This window comes from Lentzea sp. NBRC 105346 (genome assembly GCF_030269605.1).
Classification (GTDB): domain Bacteria; phylum Actinomycetota; class Actinomycetes; order Mycobacteriales; family Pseudonocardiaceae; genus Lentzea.
Map to the genome: position 1 here is coordinate 1 of NZ_BSTQ01000015.1, position 18,961 is coordinate 18,961.

The 18,961-nt window shown below is 68.8% G+C and carries 12 protein-coding genes and 1 rRNA gene; 11 read left to right on the top strand and 2 right to left on the bottom strand.

Going from position 1 to position 18,961, the window contains the following annotated elements; all coding sequences use genetic code 11:
* Window positions 1-6: 6 nt before the first annotated feature.
* The 6 genes from rrf (at window position 7) to QSK35_RS28605 (ending at window position 12,192) form a co-directional block, all read left to right on the top strand.
* Window positions 7-123, top strand: a 5S ribosomal RNA gene (gene rrf, locus QSK35_RS28580).
* A 67-nt stretch (window positions 124-190) separates the two neighbouring features.
* A complete protein-coding gene (locus QSK35_RS28585) occupies window positions 191-1,015 on the top strand; it encodes a GNAT family N-acetyltransferase (RefSeq protein WP_285750636.1) in 825 nt (274 codons plus the stop codon).
* Between the two features lie 60 nt (window positions 1,016-1,075).
* The gene (locus QSK35_RS28590; protein ID WP_285750637.1) at window positions 1,076-5,107 is read left to right on the top strand and encodes an NACHT and WD40 repeat domain-containing protein; all 4,032 of its coding nucleotides are present in this window, start codon (window positions 1,076-1,078) and stop codon (window positions 5,105-5,107) included.
* Window positions 5,091-7,670: a P-loop NTPase fold protein gene (locus tag QSK35_RS28595; protein ID WP_285750638.1), complete on the top strand. Its 2,580-nt coding sequence runs from the start codon at window positions 5,091-5,093 to the stop codon at window positions 7,668-7,670. The genes QSK35_RS28590 and QSK35_RS28595 overlap by 17 nt, the downstream gene beginning before the upstream one ends.
* Window positions 7,671-7,693: 23 nt before the next feature.
* Window positions 7,694-9,250: a deoxyguanosinetriphosphate triphosphohydrolase family protein gene (locus QSK35_RS28600; RefSeq protein ID WP_285750639.1), complete on the top strand. Its 1,557-nt coding sequence runs from the start codon at window positions 7,694-7,696 to the stop codon at window positions 9,248-9,250.
* 146 nt (window positions 9,251-9,396) lie between these two features.
* A complete protein-coding gene (locus QSK35_RS28605) occupies window positions 9,397-12,192 on the top strand; it encodes a S8 family serine peptidase (protein WP_285750640.1) in 2,796 nt (931 codons plus the stop codon).
* A 315-nt stretch (window positions 12,193-12,507) separates the two neighbouring features.
* Here the strand turns inward: QSK35_RS28605 and QSK35_RS28610 are convergent, their stop codons facing one another.
* Complete coding sequence (locus QSK35_RS28610) at window positions 12,508-13,386, bottom strand: hypothetical protein (protein ID WP_285750641.1); 879 nt, start codon at window positions 13,384-13,386, stop codon at window positions 12,508-12,510.
* Window positions 13,387-13,694: 308 nt separating this feature from the next.
* On the opposite strand from QSK35_RS28610, the gene QSK35_RS28615 reads away from it, so the two are divergent.
* Together QSK35_RS28615 and QSK35_RS28620 are read left to right on the top strand one after the other, a co-directional pair.
* Complete coding sequence (locus QSK35_RS28615) at window positions 13,695-14,210, top strand: hypothetical protein (protein WP_285750642.1); 516 nt, start codon at window positions 13,695-13,697, stop codon at window positions 14,208-14,210.
* Between the two features lie 342 nt (window positions 14,211-14,552).
* Entirely contained in the window at window positions 14,553-15,203 is a 651-nt protein-coding gene (locus QSK35_RS28620) for an acVLRF1 family peptidyl-tRNA hydrolase (protein WP_285750643.1), read from the top strand.
* Here the strand turns inward: QSK35_RS28620 and QSK35_RS28625 are convergent.
* Window positions 15,200-15,967, bottom strand: a complete 768-nt coding sequence (locus QSK35_RS28625; RefSeq protein ID WP_285750644.1) for an SDR family oxidoreductase — start codon at window positions 15,965-15,967, stop codon at window positions 15,200-15,202. The two genes, QSK35_RS28620 and QSK35_RS28625, sit on opposite strands and share 4 nt — an antisense overlap.
* Window positions 15,968-16,105: 138 nt before the next feature.
* On the opposite strand from QSK35_RS28625, the gene QSK35_RS28630 reads away from it, so the two are divergent.
* The 3 genes from QSK35_RS28630 (at window position 16,106) to QSK35_RS28640 (ending at window position 18,958) form a co-directional block, all read left to right on the top strand.
* Window positions 16,106-17,734: an ABC-F family ATP-binding cassette domain-containing protein gene (locus tag QSK35_RS28630; protein ID WP_285750645.1), complete on the top strand. Its 1,629-nt coding sequence runs from the start codon at window positions 16,106-16,108 to the stop codon at window positions 17,732-17,734.
* 175 nt (window positions 17,735-17,909) lie between these two features.
* Entirely contained in the window at window positions 17,910-18,119 is a 210-nt protein-coding gene (locus QSK35_RS28635) for a helix-turn-helix domain-containing protein (protein ID WP_030473247.1), read from the top strand.
* Window positions 18,120-18,166: 47 nt separating this feature from the next.
* A complete protein-coding gene (locus tag QSK35_RS28640) occupies window positions 18,167-18,958 on the top strand; it encodes an enoyl-CoA hydratase/isomerase family protein (protein ID WP_285750647.1) in 792 nt (263 codons plus the stop codon).
* Window positions 18,959-18,961 lie beyond the last annotated feature (3 nt).

An 18,961-nucleotide genomic window follows, 5' to 3' on the forward strand; every position in this document is an offset into this window, starting at 1 on the left:
TAGTGTTTCGGTGGTTATAGCGTTGGGGAAACACCCGGTCCCATTCCGAACCCGGTAGTTAAGCCCTTCTGCGCCGATGGTACTGCACTGGTGACGGTGTGGGAGAGTAGGTCGCCGCCGAACAATTATTCCCTTGAGGGGTCCGGCTACGCTGGACCCCTCAAGGTTTTTTGTCGTTCCGGGGGCCGCGATGGAAGCGATCATCCACACCGACGTCGGCGAGTTCGCCGAGCTCACCCGACCTCGCTACGAGCAGGACCCGGTCCTGCACACGGTCGCGATCGGCGTCCTGCACCGCCTGCTGACGCTCCCGCAGCCGGACGACAAACCGATCATGGTGACGCTGCACGAAGGCGCCCAGCTGATCGGCTCAGTGCTCCGCACCCCGCCGTGGCCAGCCCAACTGGCCGACGTCCCGCTGGCAGCGATCGACCTGGTAGTCAGCACGTTCAAACAGATCAACCCCGACCTGCCAGGCGTGATCGCCCCTTCCGCCCAAGCGGACGCGTTCGCCGCCAAGTGGACCGACAACGCGCGAGTGACGCTCCACGAACGGCTCTACCGCCTGGGCGAACTGGATCCGCCGACCGTCCAAGGCACCGCGCGCCTGGCCGATGAGTCCGACGTGCCGCTGCTAGCGCAATGGCGCGACGACTTCTTCGCCGAAGCCCTCCCCACCGAGCCAAAGCCGGTGTCGGCCGAGGAACAAGTGCGACGAATGCTGGCGCTCGGCTCCGGCGTCACGCTCTGGGAGGTCGACGGCAAGCCGGTGGCGTGGGCGACGGCCGGCAAACCGAACGCGGGCATGTCGCGCATCGGCCCGGTCTACACCCCTCGAGAACACCGCAGGCACGGCTACGGCGCCGCGGTGTCGGCCGCCGCCAGCCAATGGGCACTCGACCAGGGCGCCGAGCACGTCGTGTTGTTCGCCGACCTGCTCAACCCGGTGTCGAACTCGATCTACCAGCGCATCGGCTACCGCGAGGTGTGCGACTGGACGCTCTACGAGTGGTGATCGGCACGACAACTCGTTTGGCCGCTTTTGTTCCCCCGTTCGGCTCCGCATGATGTCCGGATGGAAGGCGCTGAGAAGCGTCCGCCGGACGACCTCCTCAGTCGTGTGCGTGACGTGTGCAAGCTGCACTGGCGGTTCAGCCACGTGCCGGACGCGCAGATCGTTCCCCTGGAGAGCCGTGGGCTCGGCTATGTGAAGGTGTCGTACACGCGCGGGCCATGGGCCGAGCACAGCGTGGTCGGGGTGCACGACGGCCAGATCACGGGTCCGGTGGTCGCCGAGTTCCATGCACTGGCGACCGCTGTCGGAACTCGTTCCCCGCTCGAGATCGTGTATACCGGTGAGCCGCCGGTCGACTCGGTTGCCGAGACGGCCAAGCGGTTTCGGGTCTGGTTGCGGCCGTTCGACGAGTACGTCGGCGCGCTGTGGGACCACTCGTCTTACTATGTGAGCAAACAAGCCGAAGGCCTCGCGGCCGACATCGAGTACCCGTTGAACCTGCACGTGGACAAACGGTGGGCTCCGCTCGGCGTCGGCACACCGGCCGAGTCCACTGTGGTCCCGCATCTGCTGGAGACGTTGGCCGCCGGCGGTCCCCGGTTCGTGTTGGTGCTGGGCGACTTCGGTACGGGCAAGACCTTCCTGTTGCACAAGGTCGCATACGAGCTGGCCGTGGGCGACGGGCTCGTCCCCGTCCTGGTGACCATGCGCGACCTGGAGAAGGGCCGCACGCTCGACGAGCTGCTCGCGCAGCACATGGCCCGTGCGGGCGTGGATCCGTTCCACAGCACGGCGTTTCGCTACCTGCTCCGTGAGGGCAGGATCGCGTTGCTGTTCGACGGCTTCGACGAACTGGCGCTGCGCACCAGCTACGAGCGGGTGCCGCAGCATTTCGAGACTCTGCGCGAGGCGGCGGCGGGTGCCGCGAAGGTCGTCGTCACGAGCCGCCACCAGTACTTCGCGACCGACCGCGCGGTCCGCAACGCGCTGGGTGAGGACGTCAACCGCCTGCCGGGCTCGCAGATCATCCGGCTGTTCCCGCTGGAGAAAGACCAAAGACGAACGCTGGTGGTGAAGGCGTTCGAGGACAACGAAACCGCGGCCGACGAGTTCCTGACCACCCTCGACCGGGTGCCCAACCTGCTCGATCTCGCCGCGAACCCGCGGATGCTCACGTTCATGATCCGGTGGTACCGGGAGGGCATCCTCACCGCCGCGACGCTGGCGAAGTCGGCGGAGAACCGGGACATGACCGCCGGGGCGCTCTATGAGCTGCTGCTGGTGACGTGGCTCAAGCACGAGGTGGCCAGGCAGACGGCGAGCGGCGGGCTGACGCCGTTGTCGGTGGTGCAGCGAATGGACGCGCTGCGCGAGACGGCGACCCGCATGTGGCGCACGGGACAACGGAGCATCGCGCTCGAGGACCTCGGCGAGGTGGCCGATCGCATCACCGACCTGGCTCGGCTGGAGATGCGTCCACGCGAGGCGGTCCAGGCCGTCGGTTCCAGCACGGTGCTGGTGCGCCGCGGTGAGGACGAGTTCGCGTTCATCCATCAGTCCGTCATGGAGTGGTTCGTCGCGGACACCGCAAGACGAGCCTTCGACAGGGAGGGGACTCCCGGAGTCGACAAGGTGCTGGCGGACCACGAGCTGACCACCCCCATGGTCGACTTCCTGTGCGATCTCGCGGGTGCGAACCGCGTCGTGGCGTGGGCGCGCGATGTCGTTGCGCGCTCCGCGACGCCGGGGCCGGCCGCGAAGGCGAACGCGGCGCTCGTGCTGCAACGCCGCCAGGTTCAGGCCGGGCAGGTGAACTACGCGGGCCAGGACCTGCGCGGTCGTGACCTTTCGGGGCAGAGCCTGAATCAGGCGAACCTCGAGAATGCCGACCTGTCCGGTGCGGTACTGCCCACGGAGATGCGCGAGGCGAACCTCCGCCATGCCAAGCTGGTCGGCGCGAAGCTGTCCGGGGCGAACCTGACGGGCGCCGACCTGACGAACGCCGACCTGCAGCGGGCACAGCTCGTCGGAGCCGTCCTGACCGGGGCCAAGCTCGACAAGGCGACGCTGGAACGCGCCGTCCTGATCGGCGCACGGGTGGACGCTGATGCGTTGAGGACGGCCGACGTCGCGGGTGCCGCGCTGCCGGGCGCCGAGGTCGTTCCTCAGGTGGCGGGAGAATCGGCGGTGTGCTGTGCCGCCTCGCTTGCACGAGGCATGGTGGTCACCGGACACGAAGACGGCAGCATCCGCGTGCACGACGTCAACGACTTCCGCACGATGCGAACGGACTTCGCTCATGACACCCCAGTGAAGAGTCTCGCCGCGAGTTGGCGGGGAGAGTTGTTGCTCTCGGTCGGCGCCGACAACAGCGTGTTGCTGTGGGACATGACAACGTGGACCAGTACCCCGATGCTGTCCGAGCTCGGTGCCGCCGTGCGGCTGGTGGCGGTTGGTGGCAGACGCATTGCCGCCGCCACCGGCGATGGCGTTTACGTTCACTCCGTCTCAGGGAGCCAACCGATCCTCCTGACCAGCGAGAAATCGGTCTCCAGCATCGCCATGGACGTCACCGGACGATGGCTCGCGATCGCCGCCGACGGTGTCGTCAAGGTCTGGAACCTGAGGGCCCACAAAGAACAACCTTCGCTAACAGGCTACAAAGGAGTGATCACCGGTCTCCGCATCAATCGGGTCGGTGAGGTGGTCGTCGCGGTAGGCACCGGTGGCGTCCGGGGGTGGGGGATAAGCATCCCTGATGGCGCGCGTGCGGGTAAGTCGACTGACATCGCGTTCAGTCGGAGTTGGTTCGCTTATACGGACAAGACGCAGATCGTCGTTCAGTCGGACGTTCAGCGAGTGCTGGAAGGACCGATGGGGCGATGTCGCACGTTGCTCGCAGAGCGCACGGGCCGTTGGTTGTTGTCCGGGCACCACAACGGCACCATCGCGCTGTGGAACCCGCAGACCGGAAAGGTGATCGGACAGATCGCACCGACCCGCGGGACGATCGAAGCCATCGGAGTCGATCCGCTCGATGAATGGCTGGTCGTCGCCGGGGTGCGACAGGACACGCAGGTGTGGCGGCTCACCACCGGTGGCCAGCCCGACAAGCTGAAGGCCGGCGTGTTCGCAATCGCCGTCGATCCGGTCACCCGAGGTGTGATAACTGACTCTGCACCGGGCATGGTGAGGGTGTCACGGGTCCGTGGTGTGGGGACGGCCGGCCCCCTCTTGGAGCGTGAACTTCCGCCGTTGGAAGACGTCAGCGGCATACCCACAGTGGCGGTGAGTGCGGACGGAAAATGGGTCGCGCACGGTTCGGCGGGCGTGACGAAGGTGATCCTGGCCGACCGCTCGAGCGGAGAGGTCGTCCGCCACTTCGAAGCCACGAGTCCAGGGGTGAACGCATTCGCCTTCGATCCGCAGGGGCAGTGGCTGGCCGCCGGCGGCTTCGATGGGAAGGTACAGCTGTTCGCACTGACGGATCCCGGCTGGTTCAGGTTCTGGCGTCGGAGGACGAGCCTGCGTGGCCTGACCGCCGTGGGTGCGCTCGCGTTCCACCCGGATGGTCGCTGGCTGGCCGCGGCCGGAGTCGGCGGCCGGGTGATGATCTGGAGCCGTCGCCGGAAGTCCGTCCTCAAGTCCCTGGAACCCGGAGGGCGTTGGATCAACGCTCTCGCGGTCGATCCGGGTGGGAGGTGGCTGGCGTCCGCCGGTGAAGACGGCCGTATTCGGTTGTGGGACACCGAATCCTGGCAGCTCTTGCGTTCGATGCAGGCCGACTCGAAAGCGGTGAACGCGCTCGCAGTGAGCCCGACCGGCCGCTGGCTGGCGTCGGGTGGCAACGACGGCCTGCTCAGGTTGTGGAACCCGACGACCGGGGACCTGATGGCGACGTTCACGAAGTCGGACAACGGTTGGGCGATCCTGTTGGCCGACGGTCGTTACCTGGTGGGCGGCAAGCCCGAGAACGTGTGGTGGTCCGCGGGGCTGTGCCGGTTCGACGCCGCCGACCTCGACGAGCTCGCCCCGTATCTGCCGAACGTGCGGCGGATGAGCAAGGAGGAACCCCTTGGCCTCGGCGAATGACGGGGTGTGGTCGATGCTCGCCGCGCCCGCCAAGGCCGCGCTGCGCTGGGCGTTCGCCAACGCGCTCGCCACCGCAGACGAGGGGCCGGACCTGGTGCGCGTGAAAGCGGTCGACCTGCTCGTCGGGATCATGCTCGCCGATCCGGCGGACAGCGAGCTACGACGCCTCTTCGAGCACTTCCACATTCCGCCAGGCGAAGTCACCGGCAGGGTGGCCGCCGCACATACGTTGCTCTCGTTCTACGACACGCCTTTGCTCACCGGGATGCCGCCGCTCGAAACCGACGTCGAGGCGCTGCTGGGCACCGCGACCAGCGAGGCCGTCGACACCGACGGGCAAGTCAGCCTGCGTGCGCTGTTCGGCGTGCTGCTGGGCGCGCGCATATCGGCGGTGCGGGAGGCGTTGGAACGCAGGGGAGTCGACTACGCCGCGGTCGTGTCCACCTATCGCGAGTATCTGCGGGGACGGCAGCCCTATGCGGAGTTCCTGAGGGATCGGTTGCCGTACCAGGCGCCGCGAGTGGAGCTGCCCCACTACTTCGCCGACCAGCCTCGGTCCCGTGTGGACGACGCGGAGGACATGGTCGGCATCGGTACCGAGGTGGACGCGTTCGCGCACCTCATCGCGTCGAAGCGGCTCATCCCGCCGCTCGCGGTGGGACTGTTCGGTGACTGGGGATCGGGGAAGAGCTACTTCCTTCGCAACCTGCAGCGCCGGATCGACGGACTGGCCGCCACCGCCGCACCGGAGGCGCCGTTCCACCGGTCGATCGTGCAGATCGAGTTCAACGCCTGGCAGTACGTCGGGGGAGATCTCTGGGCGGGGCTGGTGGAACACCTGTTCCGCAACCTGCGGATCTCCGGTGACGACAGCGACGACCTGCTGGCGCAGCGCCAGCGGTTCTGGGTCGAGCAGGTGCGGGGCGTGTCCGAGGAACATCAGGAAGCGCTCGACGAGCAACTCAAGCTGGAGCAGAAGAAAGCCGCCGCCGAAGCGCAGGTCGCGCAACGGGAGGAGGAACGCGAGCAGAAGGTCGCGGAGCTCGAGAACGCGCGGCGCGCGCGGCCGCTGGCGGGCTGGAAACCGTCCGCGGAGCTGCGCAAGCAGATCACCGACAGCCTCGGCCTCACCGAGCTGAGCGAGAACGGCCAGGCGTTGCGCGACGAGCTCGGCAGGGCGCGTGAGGACCTGCAGGGCCTGGGCGCGATGCTCGGGCCGTTGCGGTCCGGCGGGCCTAAGTATGTCGCCGCGGTCGTGCTCGTGATCGTGCTCGGACCCGCGATCGCCTATGTGAGCGGCAAGGTGGATACCTCGGCGATCGCGGCCGTGGCCGGCACGGTCGGCGGACTGCTCACCACGCTGACCGGATACCTGGCGATCGCGGGCCGCTACGTGCGGTCGGCGACGGACAAGATCGCCAAGGCGCAGGCCGAGCTCGCCGCCGCCGAGCAGGAGCAGCGCGACGAGCTGGACCAGAAGGTGCAAGACGCCGAGGAAGCGCTTGCGCAGGCGCAGAAGGATCTCGACGCGGCGAAGGAACGGGAGGAGGGGGTCGCGGCGAAGCTCGCCGAGGTCACCGAGTCGCAGGCCGCGAGCACGCCGCGCCGCGTGTTGACGGAGTTCATCAACGAACGGCTCGGCAGCGACGACTACCGGCGTCACCTCGGGGTGCCCGCGCTGGTCCGTCGCGACCTCGAACGGCTGTCCAGGCTGGTCGCGGCCCAGCAGGACCACACCGCGAGCGAGGCGGTGCGCGACGAGTACGCGATCGACCGCATCGTGCTGTACATCGACGACCTCGACCGCTGCCCGACGCCGCTGGTGATCAAGGTGCTGGAGGCCGTGCACCTGCTGTTGGCCTTCCCGTTGTTCGTCGTGGTCGTCGCCGTCGACGCCCGGTGGCTGGAGAGTTCGCTGCGGGAGCACTACGGGCAGCTGGGCGGGGCGGACGCGCGACCGGAGGACTACCTGGAGAAGATCTTCCAGGTGCCGTTCCGGTTGCTGCCGCTGGACGACGAGGCACGGGACCGGATGCTGCGTGGCCTGCTCACGCCCAGCCTGCGGCCGTCCGACGCGACCTCGACGCAGACCACGGGCGACATCGGTCAGCGGTTCAGCGAGGCCGATCTCCGGGCGTTCCACCAGGTCGTCGACTGGCTGGGGGAGGACGAGCGCCGTCCGATCGCCGGTGCGGACACCGTCGACCTGACGGTTACCGCCGAGGAGATGACCCAGATCGAGGACGTCGCGGAGTTCATCGGGACCACACCTCGCGCCGTGAAGCGGTTCATCAACATCTACCTGCTGCTTCGCTCTATCGGCACGGCCCGCGGCTGGAAGGTGCCCGAGCAAGGGCAGCTCGTGCTGCTGCTCGCGCTGTCTGTCGGCGTGCCTCGCGCGTTCCGGCAGGCCCTGGAGGTCGGCCGGTTGGACAAGGTCGGCTCCGACGAGCCGGTGTTCACGCGGTGGCTTCAGGCCCAGCCGCGCCGCGCCGCCCCCCACATGGACGGGCTGCGGGACTGGACCGATCTGATCTGCCGGTTTCATTTCACGCCGCGCTAGGCCGCTGCGACTACCGTTGCCGCATGCACCACGATCAACGAGAGGTACGCCGGTCCGGAGCCGCGGAGAGTGCGGCCGACCTGGCGACGAGCCCGTTCCGCGTCGACCGCGACCGCGTCGCCAGCTCGCCGTTCTTCGCGCGGCTCGGCGGCGTCACCCAGGTCGTCAGCTCGACCGGGTCGGGCCTGCTGGTGCACAACCGCCTCACGCACAGCCTGAAGGTCGCGCAGGCGGCACGCGCGATCGCCGAGCGGCTGGGTAGCCGGCCCGAGCTGGAGACGGTGCTGGACAAGCTCGGCGGGTGCGAGCCGGACGTGGCGGAGGCCGCGGCGCTCGCGCACGACCTCGGGCACCCGCCGTTCGGGCACCTGGGCGAGCAGGTGCTCGACCGGCTGGCGCGCAACCGGTTCGGGCTGCCCGACGGGTTCGAGGGCAACGCGCAGTCGTTCCGCATCATCACGACGACGGACGTGCGCGGACCGAGTGGTCTGGGGCTCGACCTGACCGCGGCCGTGCGCGCGGCGCTGCTCAAGTACCCGTGGACGCGCCGGTCGTACCCCCAGCCGCATCCCAAGGACCTGCCGGTGCCGCCGCGCGGTGCGGCCGAACCGGCCGACATGCCGGGCACGGGCAGCGTGAAGTTCTCGGCGTATGTCACCGAGTTGGACGACGTGGTGCAGGCGCGGGCGCCGTTCCACGGGCGGATCGAGAGCTGGCAGCAGACCGTCGAGGCGTCGGTCATGGACACCGCGGACGACATCGCGTACGCGATCCACGACCTGGAGGACTTCCACCGCGTCGGGGTGCTGCAGCACGCGACCGTGTCGGCCGAGCTGGGCGAGTGGCGCACGAAGGCGCTGGAGCTCGCCGGCCTGACCAGGCCGGAGCTGCAGGCGCAGATCCGCCGGCCGGGGCGGTCGCTGGAGACGTTGCGCAGGCGCCTGCACGCCAAGGACTCCTGGGTGATGGACGACGAGGCGTTCGCGGCCGCCGTGGTGAAGGTGAGCGCGGAGCTGGTCGACGGGTTGCTCGCCGTGCCGTTCGACGGGTCGGTGGAGTCCGAGCAGGCGCTCGCGTCGTTCTCCGCGCGCTGGACGCGGCGGCTCGTCGACGCGGTGCGGGTGCTGGAGGAACCGACGCCGCGGTCCGGGCACGTCGTGCTGGCGGTGCCGCAGTGGCACGAGGTGCAGGTGCTGAAGTTCGTGCATCAGCGATTCGTCCTGCTGCGGCCGGATCTCGCGCTGCACCAACGGGGTCAGGCCAGGTTGATCACCGCGCTGGTCGAGGCGCTCGAGCAGTGGGTGACCGATCGGCACGAGGCCAATCGGTTGCCGCGTCGGCTGCACGACCTCGTCGAGCTGGCCGAAACGGAGTACGCGGGGCTCGCCCGGACGGAGCCGTCCACTTTGGTCGGTGCGACCGTTGAGATGCCGATTGGTACTGATGAAGTCAGGGCTCTGGCGCGGGGACGGGCGGTCGTGGACTTCGTCGCGTCGTTGACCGACAACCAGGCTGCCGCGCTGCTGGAAGCGCTTTCCGGTCGTACTGGTCAGTTGTGGACGGACGCGTTTGTTCTGTGAACTGTGATCGTGTCTGGGATGTGGGAACTACCCCGAAAGGCTGCTGACGGTGGTCAGTCGTGCACCATACGTTGGCGCCTCGGCCGGTTATCGCCGGCCGTCGGCCGCGTGCTCGGGGGCACGCATGAACGTTCGGGGGAATCCCTGTGCGCAGATCTCGAAGAGGCACGACTCTCGTCGCAGCGGGCACAGCGCTGCTACTGGCCGTACTGGGTTCGGTGACGCCGGCTTCCGCGGATCCGGCCAAGTCTCCGAAGACCATCACCGACAAGACCGGGGCCCAGATCAAGGCCCTGCAGGACGTCAAGAAGTCCCTCTCGCCCGCTGAGTCCAAAGTGGACAGCGCGCTCGTGGTCGAGCGGCGCAAGCGGACGCAGGTGGGCGCGACGAGCGCGTTGCCGTCGGTGCAGACCGGCGTGCAGGTCTCGGGGCAGGGGACCACGCTCGTCGACATCCGGGCCAAGGAGTACTCCGAAGACCTCGTGAACGCTGTCCGCACGGCGGGTGGGCAGATTCGCGCGTTGTCGCCGGAGCACCGCACGGTTCGCGCCGAGGTTCCGCTCGACGCCGTGACGACGATCGCGGGGCGTGCCGACGTCCTGCGGGTCGAGGCCGGCAGCGAAGCGAAGACCTCGAAGGTCGAGAAACCGCTCAACCGCACCGTGAAGCGCGCGCAGCAGCCGTCCAAGGAGGACAAGGCGCGCCAGATCGAGAAGAAGATCGCCGAGCGCCAGATGTCGGTCGCGGCGGCCAAGACCGCCGAGAGCGACCGCGCTCACGCCGCGGACACCGCGCGCAACACCCACCACGTCACGGGTGTCGGCACGAAGCTCTGCGCGCTCTCCGACGGCATCGCCTCACTCGCCGTCTCGCAGGCCTCCGGCGAGTTGCCCCCGGTCGACGTCGTGCCCGGCCAGGAGGGTTCGGGCGACGAGGGCACCGCGATGCTCGAGATCCTGCACGACATCGCGCCCAACGCCGAGCTCGGCTTCGCCACGGCGTTCAACGGCGACGCGTCGTTCGCCGACAACATCAAGAAGCTCCGCTTCCAGCTGGGCTGCGACGTCATCGTCGACGACGTCCTGTACTTCAACGAGTCGCCGTTCCAGGACGGCATCATCGCGCAGGCCGTCGACGCGGTAGCCGCGGACGGCGCGCTGTTCTTCTCCTCCGCGGGCAACGAGGGCAACGTCGCCGACGGCACCTCGGGCCACTGGGAGGGCCAGTTCGTCGACTCCGGTGTCGGCATCGGCAAGTTCGCGGGCAGCGCCCACGACTTCGACTCGAACCCCGCGCAGAAGCAGGTGTTCAACCCGCTGTCGAACTACTCGGGCAACACCCCCGTGACGCTGTTCTGGAACGACCCGGCGGGCCAGTCGTTCAACGACTACGACCTCTACCTGATCAACACGCAGGGCAGCGTCGTCGCGTTCAGCCAGAACACCCAGGACGGCACGCAGAACCCGTACGAACTGCTGCGCACGCCCGCCGGTTCGTCCGGCACGCGCCTGGCCGTCGTGAAGTTCCGCGGTGACGACAAGTACATCTCGCTGTCGGCGCTGGGCGGCCGGTTCGCCAACACTTCCGACGGCTACAAGAAGTTCGTGACGCCCGGTGTGATCACCGGTCACGCGGCCGCCAAGGGCGCGATCGCCGTCGCCGCGGCCCCGGCCGCGGGAGCGCTGCCGTTCGACCTGGAGCCCGGTGACCCGGCGAACCCGAAGGGACCGTTCCCCGGTTCGTACGACGCCACGCAGAAGCTCGAGCGCTTCACGTCCGACGGCCCGCGCAAGGTGTTCTTCAAGGCCGACGGCACGCCCGAGGAGTCGGTGCGCGCCAAGCCGGACCTCACCGCGGCCGACGGTGTGACGACCTCGGTGTCCGGGTTCGCGCCGTTCTTCGGCACTTCGGCGTCCGCGCCGAACGCGGCGGCCATCGCCGGCCTGATCCTGTCCGGCAACCCGACGCTGAAGCCGGCCGAGGTGCGCGAGGCGTTGACCACCACGGCACTCGACATCGCCGAGTCCGGTGTGGACACTCGTGCCGGTGCCGGCCTCGTGATGGCGGACCGGGCTCTGGCGTACACGGGGGCTTCGCCGCAGGCGCTGGCCAAGGCGCAGAAGCCGACGATCCTGAACGACAACGACGGCAGCGCGTACCTCAAGCCGGGCACCACGGCGACCGTGACCGTGCCGGTGTTCAACGGCGGTGACGGCACCGCGTCGTCGACTTCGCTGGTGCTCACCACGCCGACCGCGGGCGTGACGATCGCGCCGCGTTCGAAGTACTACGGCAACATCGACGTCGGTCAGACCGTCAGCAACACCTTCAAGGTGTCGATCCCGGCGACCGCGCAGCTCGGTGACGCGGTGCGGCTGGACGCCCGCGTGACGTTCTCGGGTTCGACGTCGCCGACTGCGGCATCCTTTACCGTCGCGATCGGTGAGCCGTCGCGGGACACCAAGCACTTCGTCTACAACGGGCCTGCGCTGGCGATCCCGGACAACGACCCGACCGGTGTGTCGCTGCAGTTCCCGGTGTCCGGCATCGGCCGGGCGTCCCGCCTGACGTTCTCGATCGACGGCGAGACGTGCTCGACCGCCGACGGCGCCACGACCGTGGGCATCGACCACACCTTCGTCGGTGACCTGGTCGGCACCCTCACATCGCCGACCGGTCAGACCGTGACGCTGTTCCAGCGGGCCGGCAGCACGGGCAACAACCTGTGCAAGGTCGTGTTCGACGACAACGCCGCGCGGGCCTTCTCCTCGGTGTCCAGCACCGATGCGCCGTTCACCGGCTCTTGGCGGTCCGTGACTCCGTTGAGCGGTCTGATCGGTGCGACCGCCGACGGGACCTGGACGTTCAAGGTCGTGGACAGCGCTTCCGCCGACCGCGGTTCGCTGCGTTCGGTGTCGTTCCACGTCGCCGGGTACGTGTGATCGGTTCCAACTGATGGACGGGCGGTTTCCGAGAGTTGGAAGCCGCCCGTTCCGTTAGAGGGTCTAGCGGTTATAGGGCGCCTCTAGCTGTTAGAGGGTCTAACAGTTGTGGCATGCCTCTAACCGTTAGAGGGTCTAACAGGCGTGTAGGTCCGACGCGCCTGTCGTCCGTCCAGCCGTTAGAGCCTCTAACAGGCGTGAAAGCCTGACGCACTCGTCGTCGTCCCAGCCGTTAGATGCCCTAACACGCGTGAAGGCCGCCCCCAACCGTTAGAAGGTCTAACGGATGTAGGCGGCCTCTAACGCTTAGAAGCTCTAACGGTTGTTAGGCCACTCCCAGCGGACGCCGAACACACCGGGCCCAAAGCCCAGGGCGACCGCGTGCACGCCGCTTTCACTGTCGAGCGTGAGGTTGCGGCGCCGCGAAGGCGTCTCGTCGCCGGCGGGCACGCTGTACTGCTGGACGCGCGCCGGAGGCTGCTCGGCGTCGAACCGAACCTCGATGACGTACTCGCGGACCGGCAGCCGGAACTTGCGTGCGAAGGTGTTGTTGCCCTTGGGGTAGTGCCCCTCGGGGAACTCCAGCTGGTACTCCATGATGATCGTCTCGCCGCGCGCGAGCGGGCGTTCGAACATCATCTCGGCCACCATGATGTTGGCTTCCTGGTCCTTGGCGACCCGGCCGAGGTGGCAGTTGCGCACGTTCGTGACGTCCGGAAGCAGATCGGACTCCTCGGTCTCGAACACGAGGGTCCAGCGGTCCGGGCCGTCCTGCTCCGCGCGCAGGATCTGCCGCACCCACACGGATTTCTGCCCGCCGTCAGCAGAAACCTCGATGCGGTCGTGCTGGCTGATCCGCCCGAGCTTGAGGTCCGAGGACGTGTCGACCTTCGAGAGCAGGTTCGCGACCCGCTCCCGCCGCGCCCACAGCGCGTCGATCGGCATCATCGTCGTCGGACGGCAGCGCCGGCCGCGCGGCCGGGGTGGGCCCAGCAACGCGCTCAACCCGGACTGGGGGACACCCAGCACGGACTCGAGGTGTCGGAGAGCCTCGAGCGACTCGGGTCGCTCGGGCCTTCGCCGGCCGGACTGCCAGTAGCTGAGCGTAGCCACGCTGATGGTGACTCCGCGTAGTGCCAACCGGTGCTGGATGCGGTCGAGGCTGAGCCGGCTCGCCTTGATAGCAGCCCTCAAGGCCTCCGGGAATGGCCCGGTGGTGAGAAGCTGTGTCAGGCTGCCGTGACCCGTTTCAGTGTCTTCAACGGGCTGTGTTGGTCGACCGGCAGCGATGGTCATGGTGACTCCCCGCTGTCATAAGATCACGCCCCAGTGACCCTACCCGTCCGTGAACACCCCATGAGGACGCCGGATGGAGTCAATGGTTAATCCATACGGTTGACAGGTTCACGCTTTCGAGGCTCAGCTGTCAAGCGATTCGAACCGATCAGTAACATTTGTGTGCCATTGGCGGGGCGTGATCGCCTGGCTCTAGTGTGTGCGCAATGGACGCCCTCACCTCGGTCGCAGGTGCTGTGCTCGGGCCCGGACCGCACGAGGTCGTTGACCTGCTGGATGTCGTTCCGGGCAGCTCCGTGGACGTCGTGCGGGCCTGCGATGACCTGCTCCCCAGGCTCGCCCACGAGGACACCCTCGAGTCCACCCTGTTCCGCGCGTTCTCCGCCCTCCGGCCCGGTGGACTGCTGGTGGCTGCCGTACCGGAACTGGACCGGTTGGGCGCCCTGCGACCGGCCGCACCGCCGCCTCGCGTATCCGGCGACCGCGTCACCGTCCAGTTGTGGGACTGGGCGCCCGACGGCCAGTCCTACGGGCTCGAGGTCGTGTCCCTGGTCCGAGGATCCGACGGGTGGTCGGTGTCCGGAGCTGTGGCCACGCGGCATCGCGTGTTGAGTGCGGCGACCGTGTCGGCGGCGTTGCAGGCGGCCGGGTTCTCGGCGGTGCAACGGCTGGCGCCGGCGGAGAGCGGGCATCCGCTGCCCGTGTGGGTCGCCGTCGCCTGAACCGCGGTTGCTCCACGGCCGGCGGCTTGCCCACGGCCGGCGGCTTGCCCACGGCCGGCGGCTTGCCCACGGCCGGCGGCTTGCCCACGGCCGGCGGCTTGCCCACGGCCGGCGGCTTGCCCACGGCCGGCGGCTTGCCCACGGCCGGCAGCTTGCTCACAGCCGCGGCGACTTGCACGCCGCGGCGACTTCCCCCCCGCAGCTCGCCCGCAGCCGGGGCAACTTGTCCACAGCCCGACAGCTGAGCGGCCCGAATTGTCGGTCCTTCCTGGAAGAATGAAAGCAGGGGGTCCCCCTGGCGGGGGGACGCCCGCGTGAGCGCGGCGGTCGGGGAGGGGCACGGTGGCCAAGGTGCGGTCGGTGCCCGGCGGCGGGCGCGCGGTCGAGGTCGAGCCGGAGCGGCTCGAAGGGTGGTTCCAGCGGTTCGGCGAGCGGCACGGCGGTGTCGCGGAGACCGTGGTGCGTAGACGGCAGGTCGTCGTCACGGCGCTGGACGGCGCCACAGCCGAGTTCAGCACCCCGGTGGACCTCCCCGAAGGGAACGGCCTGAAAGGAGCCGTGGAAGCGCTCCAGCGGCCCCGGCGCGTGGGTCTGGTGCTCGTGCGCCTCGGCGGACACAGCATTGGGATCGCGTATGGCGGCGTCGTTGAAGTGTCCACTACCGACAGTCGGCAGGTGCACGGGCGCAGCGCGGCCGGCGGGTGGTCGCAGCAGCGCTTCGCGCGGCGGCGGGAGGGCCAGGCGCGGGTGGCGCTCAAGGCCGCCGCCGACGACGTCGCCAGGGTGCTCGTTCCACGGCTGAGCGACCTCGAGGCCGTGGTGCTCGGCGGAGATCGGGCGGCGCTGGACGCGCTGAAAGCCGACCCTCGCCTCGGCGTCGTGTTCGCGAAGGCGGAAGCGCGCGTGCTGGACGTGGCCGAGCCGCGCCGCGCCGTCCTCGACGACGCGGCTCAGCGAGCGCGCGCCGTCGAGGTGATCGTCAGGGACGCCTAGCCGGCCGTGCCGGTGGCGAGGATGCCGCCGTCGACCCGGACGGTTTCGCCGGTGATCCACGAAGCGGCGTCCGAAGCGAGGAACGCGACCAGGGAAGCGACGTCCTGCGGGGTGCCGAGTCGCTTCATCGGGTACTGCTGGGTCGCCTCCTCCTCGCGGCCCGACCAGAGGGCCTCGGCGAACTTCGTCTTCACCACGGCGGGGGCCACGGCGTTGACACGGACGCGAGGGCCCAGCTGCCACGCCAGTTCCTCGGTGAGGCGGATCAGCGCCGCCTTGGACGCCCCGTAGGCGCCGATCACGCCCGTGGAGCGCAGGCCGCCGACGGAGGCGACGTTGACGATGGCGCCACCGTGCTCGGACAGCCACGCCTTCCACGCCAGCTGCGCGAAACCCAGTGCGGCGACCACGTTGACGTCGAAGATCTTGCGCACGGCGTTGAGGTCGGCCTCCATCAGGAAGCCGAACTGCGGGTTGATGCCGGTGTTGTTGACGAGGACGTCGAGGCTGCCGAACGTCTCCACGGTGCGGGTCACGGCCTCCTCGCGCGCGGCGTCGTCGCCCGCGTTGCCGGGAACGGCCAGCACCCGGTCCGAACCGGTCTCTTCCGCCAGCGAGGCGGCCGCCGAAGCGCAGGCTTCGGGCTTGCGGCCGGTGATGGTCACGGCGGCGCCGCGGGACAGCAGTTCGCGGGCGATGCCGTAGCCGATGCCGCGTGAGGCGCCCGTGACCAGCGCCGCCTTGCCCGAGAAGTCTTGACTCATGGTCCGCAATCTATGCCGATGGACACATCCGGGAAATCCGATGGCGGCCGCCACGTAGAATGGGAAACGTGATCATCCTCCTGGAGTAGCGCCGGTACGTGTCGTCCATCAGCCGTACCCACTTCACGGAGCATTCTCTTGATCACCGCAACTGACATGGAGTTGCGCGCGGGCTCACGCATCCTGGTTTCCGGTGCGACCCTGCGCGTCCAGCCTGGCGACCGTATCGGCCTCGTGGGCCGCAACGGCGCCGGCAAGACCACCTCACTCAAAGTCCTCGCGGGCGAAGGCCAGCCGTACGGCGGCAGCGTCCAGCGCAAGGGCGAACTCGGCTACCTGCCGCAGGACCCGCGCGAAGGCGACCTGTCCGTCATCGCGAAGGACCGCGTGCTGTCCGCGCGCGGGCTGGACCAGTTGCTGCGCGACATGGAGAAGACCCAGACCGCGATGGCGGAGCTGGTCGACCCGGATGAGCAGGACGCCGCCGTGCGCAAGTACGGCCGCCTGGAAGAGCGCTTCGCCGCGCTCGGCGGGTACGCGGCCGAGTCCGAGGCCGCGCGCATCTGCTCGAACCTCGGGCTGCCGGACCGGGTCCTGGCGCAGCCGCTGCGGACGTTGTCCGGCGGTCAGCGCCGGCGCGTCGAGCTGGCGCGCATCCTGTTCGCCGCGTCCGAGGCAGGCGTCGGCGCGAAGTCGAGCACGATCCTGCTCATCGACGAGCCGACCAACCACCTCGACGCCGACTCCATCATGTGGCTGCGAGGGTTCCTCAAGTCGCACGACGGCGGGCTTGTCGTGATCTCCCACGACGTGGAGCTGCTCGACGACGTCGTGAACAAGGTGTGGTTCCTCGACGCGACGCGCGGCGAGGTCGACATCTACAACCTCGGCTGGAAGAAGTACCTCGAGGCGCGCGCGGCGGACGAGAAGCGGCGGCGGCGCGAGCGGGCCAACGCGGAGAAGAAGGCGGGCGCCCTCATGGCGCAGGCCGACAAGATGCGGGCCAAGGCGACGAAGGCCGTCGCGGCGCAGAACATGGCCAAGCGCGCGGAGAAGCTCCTCGCGGGCCTGGACGAGGAACGTCAGCACGACAAGGTCGCGAAGATCCGCTTCCCGTCGCCCGCACCGTGTGGCAAGACTCCGCTGACCGCCGAGTCGCTCAGCAAGTCGTACGGCTCGCTGGAGATCTTCACCGGCGTGGACCTGGCGATCGACAAGGGTTCGCGCGTCGTGGTGCTGGGGCTCAACGGTGCCGGCAAGACGACGCTGCTGCGTTTGCTCTGCGGCAACGAGAAGCCGGACTCCGGTTCGGTCGTCGCCGGGCACGGCCTCAAGCTCGGGTACTTCGCGCAGGAACACGAGACGCTCGACCACGAGGCGTCGGTGTGGCAGAACATCCGGCACGCCGCGCCGGACGAGCAGGAGCAGCGGTTGCGGTCGCTGCTCGGCACGTTCCTGTTCAGCGGCGAGCAGCTCGACCAGCCGGCGGGAACGCTGTCCGGTGGCGAGAAGACGCGGCTGGCGCTGGCCGGTCTCGTGTCCAGCGCGGCGAACGTGCTGCTGCTCGACGAGCCGACCAACAACCTCGACCCCGCCTCCCGCGAGCAGGTGCTCGACGCGTTGCGCCGGTACGAGGGCGCGGTCGTGCTCGTGACGCACGATCCGGGCGCGGTCGAGGCGCTGGAGCCCGAACGAGTGATCCTCCTGCCCGACGGCACCGAGGATCATTGGTCGGAGGACTACCTCGAACTCGTGCAGCTGGCGTGATCTCCACTCCTCAAAGGAATACAGCCCGCAGCCACTGATCAACTGAGGGTGATCGAATCGACCGTTCGGCGATCTCTTTGCTTGATCACCTGGCGTTCTGACCTTTCCTGTTCGATCATTGCGACGACAGGGGCCGTCAGACGGCCCGACCTGCTCGGACGGAAGGCGGGACAAGGTGGCTGACCTGAAGAAGGGTGCCCGGATCACCGGCGCCACGCGGGACAAGCTGGCCGCTGACCTGAAGAAGAAGTACGAGAAGGGCGCGAGCATCCGGGCTCTGGCCGAGAGCACCGGGCGTTCCTATGGCTTCGTGCACCGGGTTCTGTCGGAATCCGGCGTCACGCTGCGCGGTCGCGGTGGCGCCACCCGGACTAAGAAGAAGTAAAACTAAGCTACCCTCCGGTAACTAGCTTCTAGTTGCCGGAGGTACACGTGCCAGGTCAGGAGATCGACGCTGGCGTGCTCGAGCGCGGAGGTGTGCGGCTCGTCGTCGACGGGCCGCGCGCGACGATCACGCTCGATCGCCCCGATGTGCTCAACGCGCAGACGCCTTCTACGTGGGAAGCGTTGCGGGCGATCGGTGAAAACCTGGGCCCGGACGTCCGAGTGGTGGTCGTCCGGGGTTCGGGTCGTGCCTTCTCGGCGGGACTGGACAAGTCCATGTTCACCGACTCGTCCGGAGTGATCGCGCTGCTGCAGTCCTCGCCGGACGAGGCCGACGCGATGATCGCCTCGTACCAGGAGGGCTTCCGCTGGCTGCGCGACCCGTCGCGGGTCACCATCGCGGCGGTGCAGGGGCATGCCATCGGCGCCGGTTTCCAGCTCGCGCTCGCGTGCGACTTCCGCGTGCTCGCCACCGACGCGCTGCTCTGCATGGCCGAGCCGTCGCTCGGGCTGGTGCCCGACCTCGGCGGGACTCTGCCGCTGGTGCGGCTCGTCGGCTACTCGCGTGCGGCCGAGATCTGCGTGACCACGCGCCGCGTGCCCGCCGACGAGGCGTTGCGGATCGGGCTCGCGAACTCCGTCGTGCCCGTCGAGGAGCTGTCGTCCGCGGTCGACGCCCTGGTCGACCAGGTGCTCAAGCCGTTGCCCGGCGCCGTCTCCGAGACGCTGGCGCTGATCGCTTCCGCCGCTTCGGGTGTGTCGGACTCCGAGCAGCTTGCGCTGGAACGCGCCGCGCAGCTGCGCCGGCTGCAGGAGCTGGCGGCACTGGCGGGTCGGTAGCAG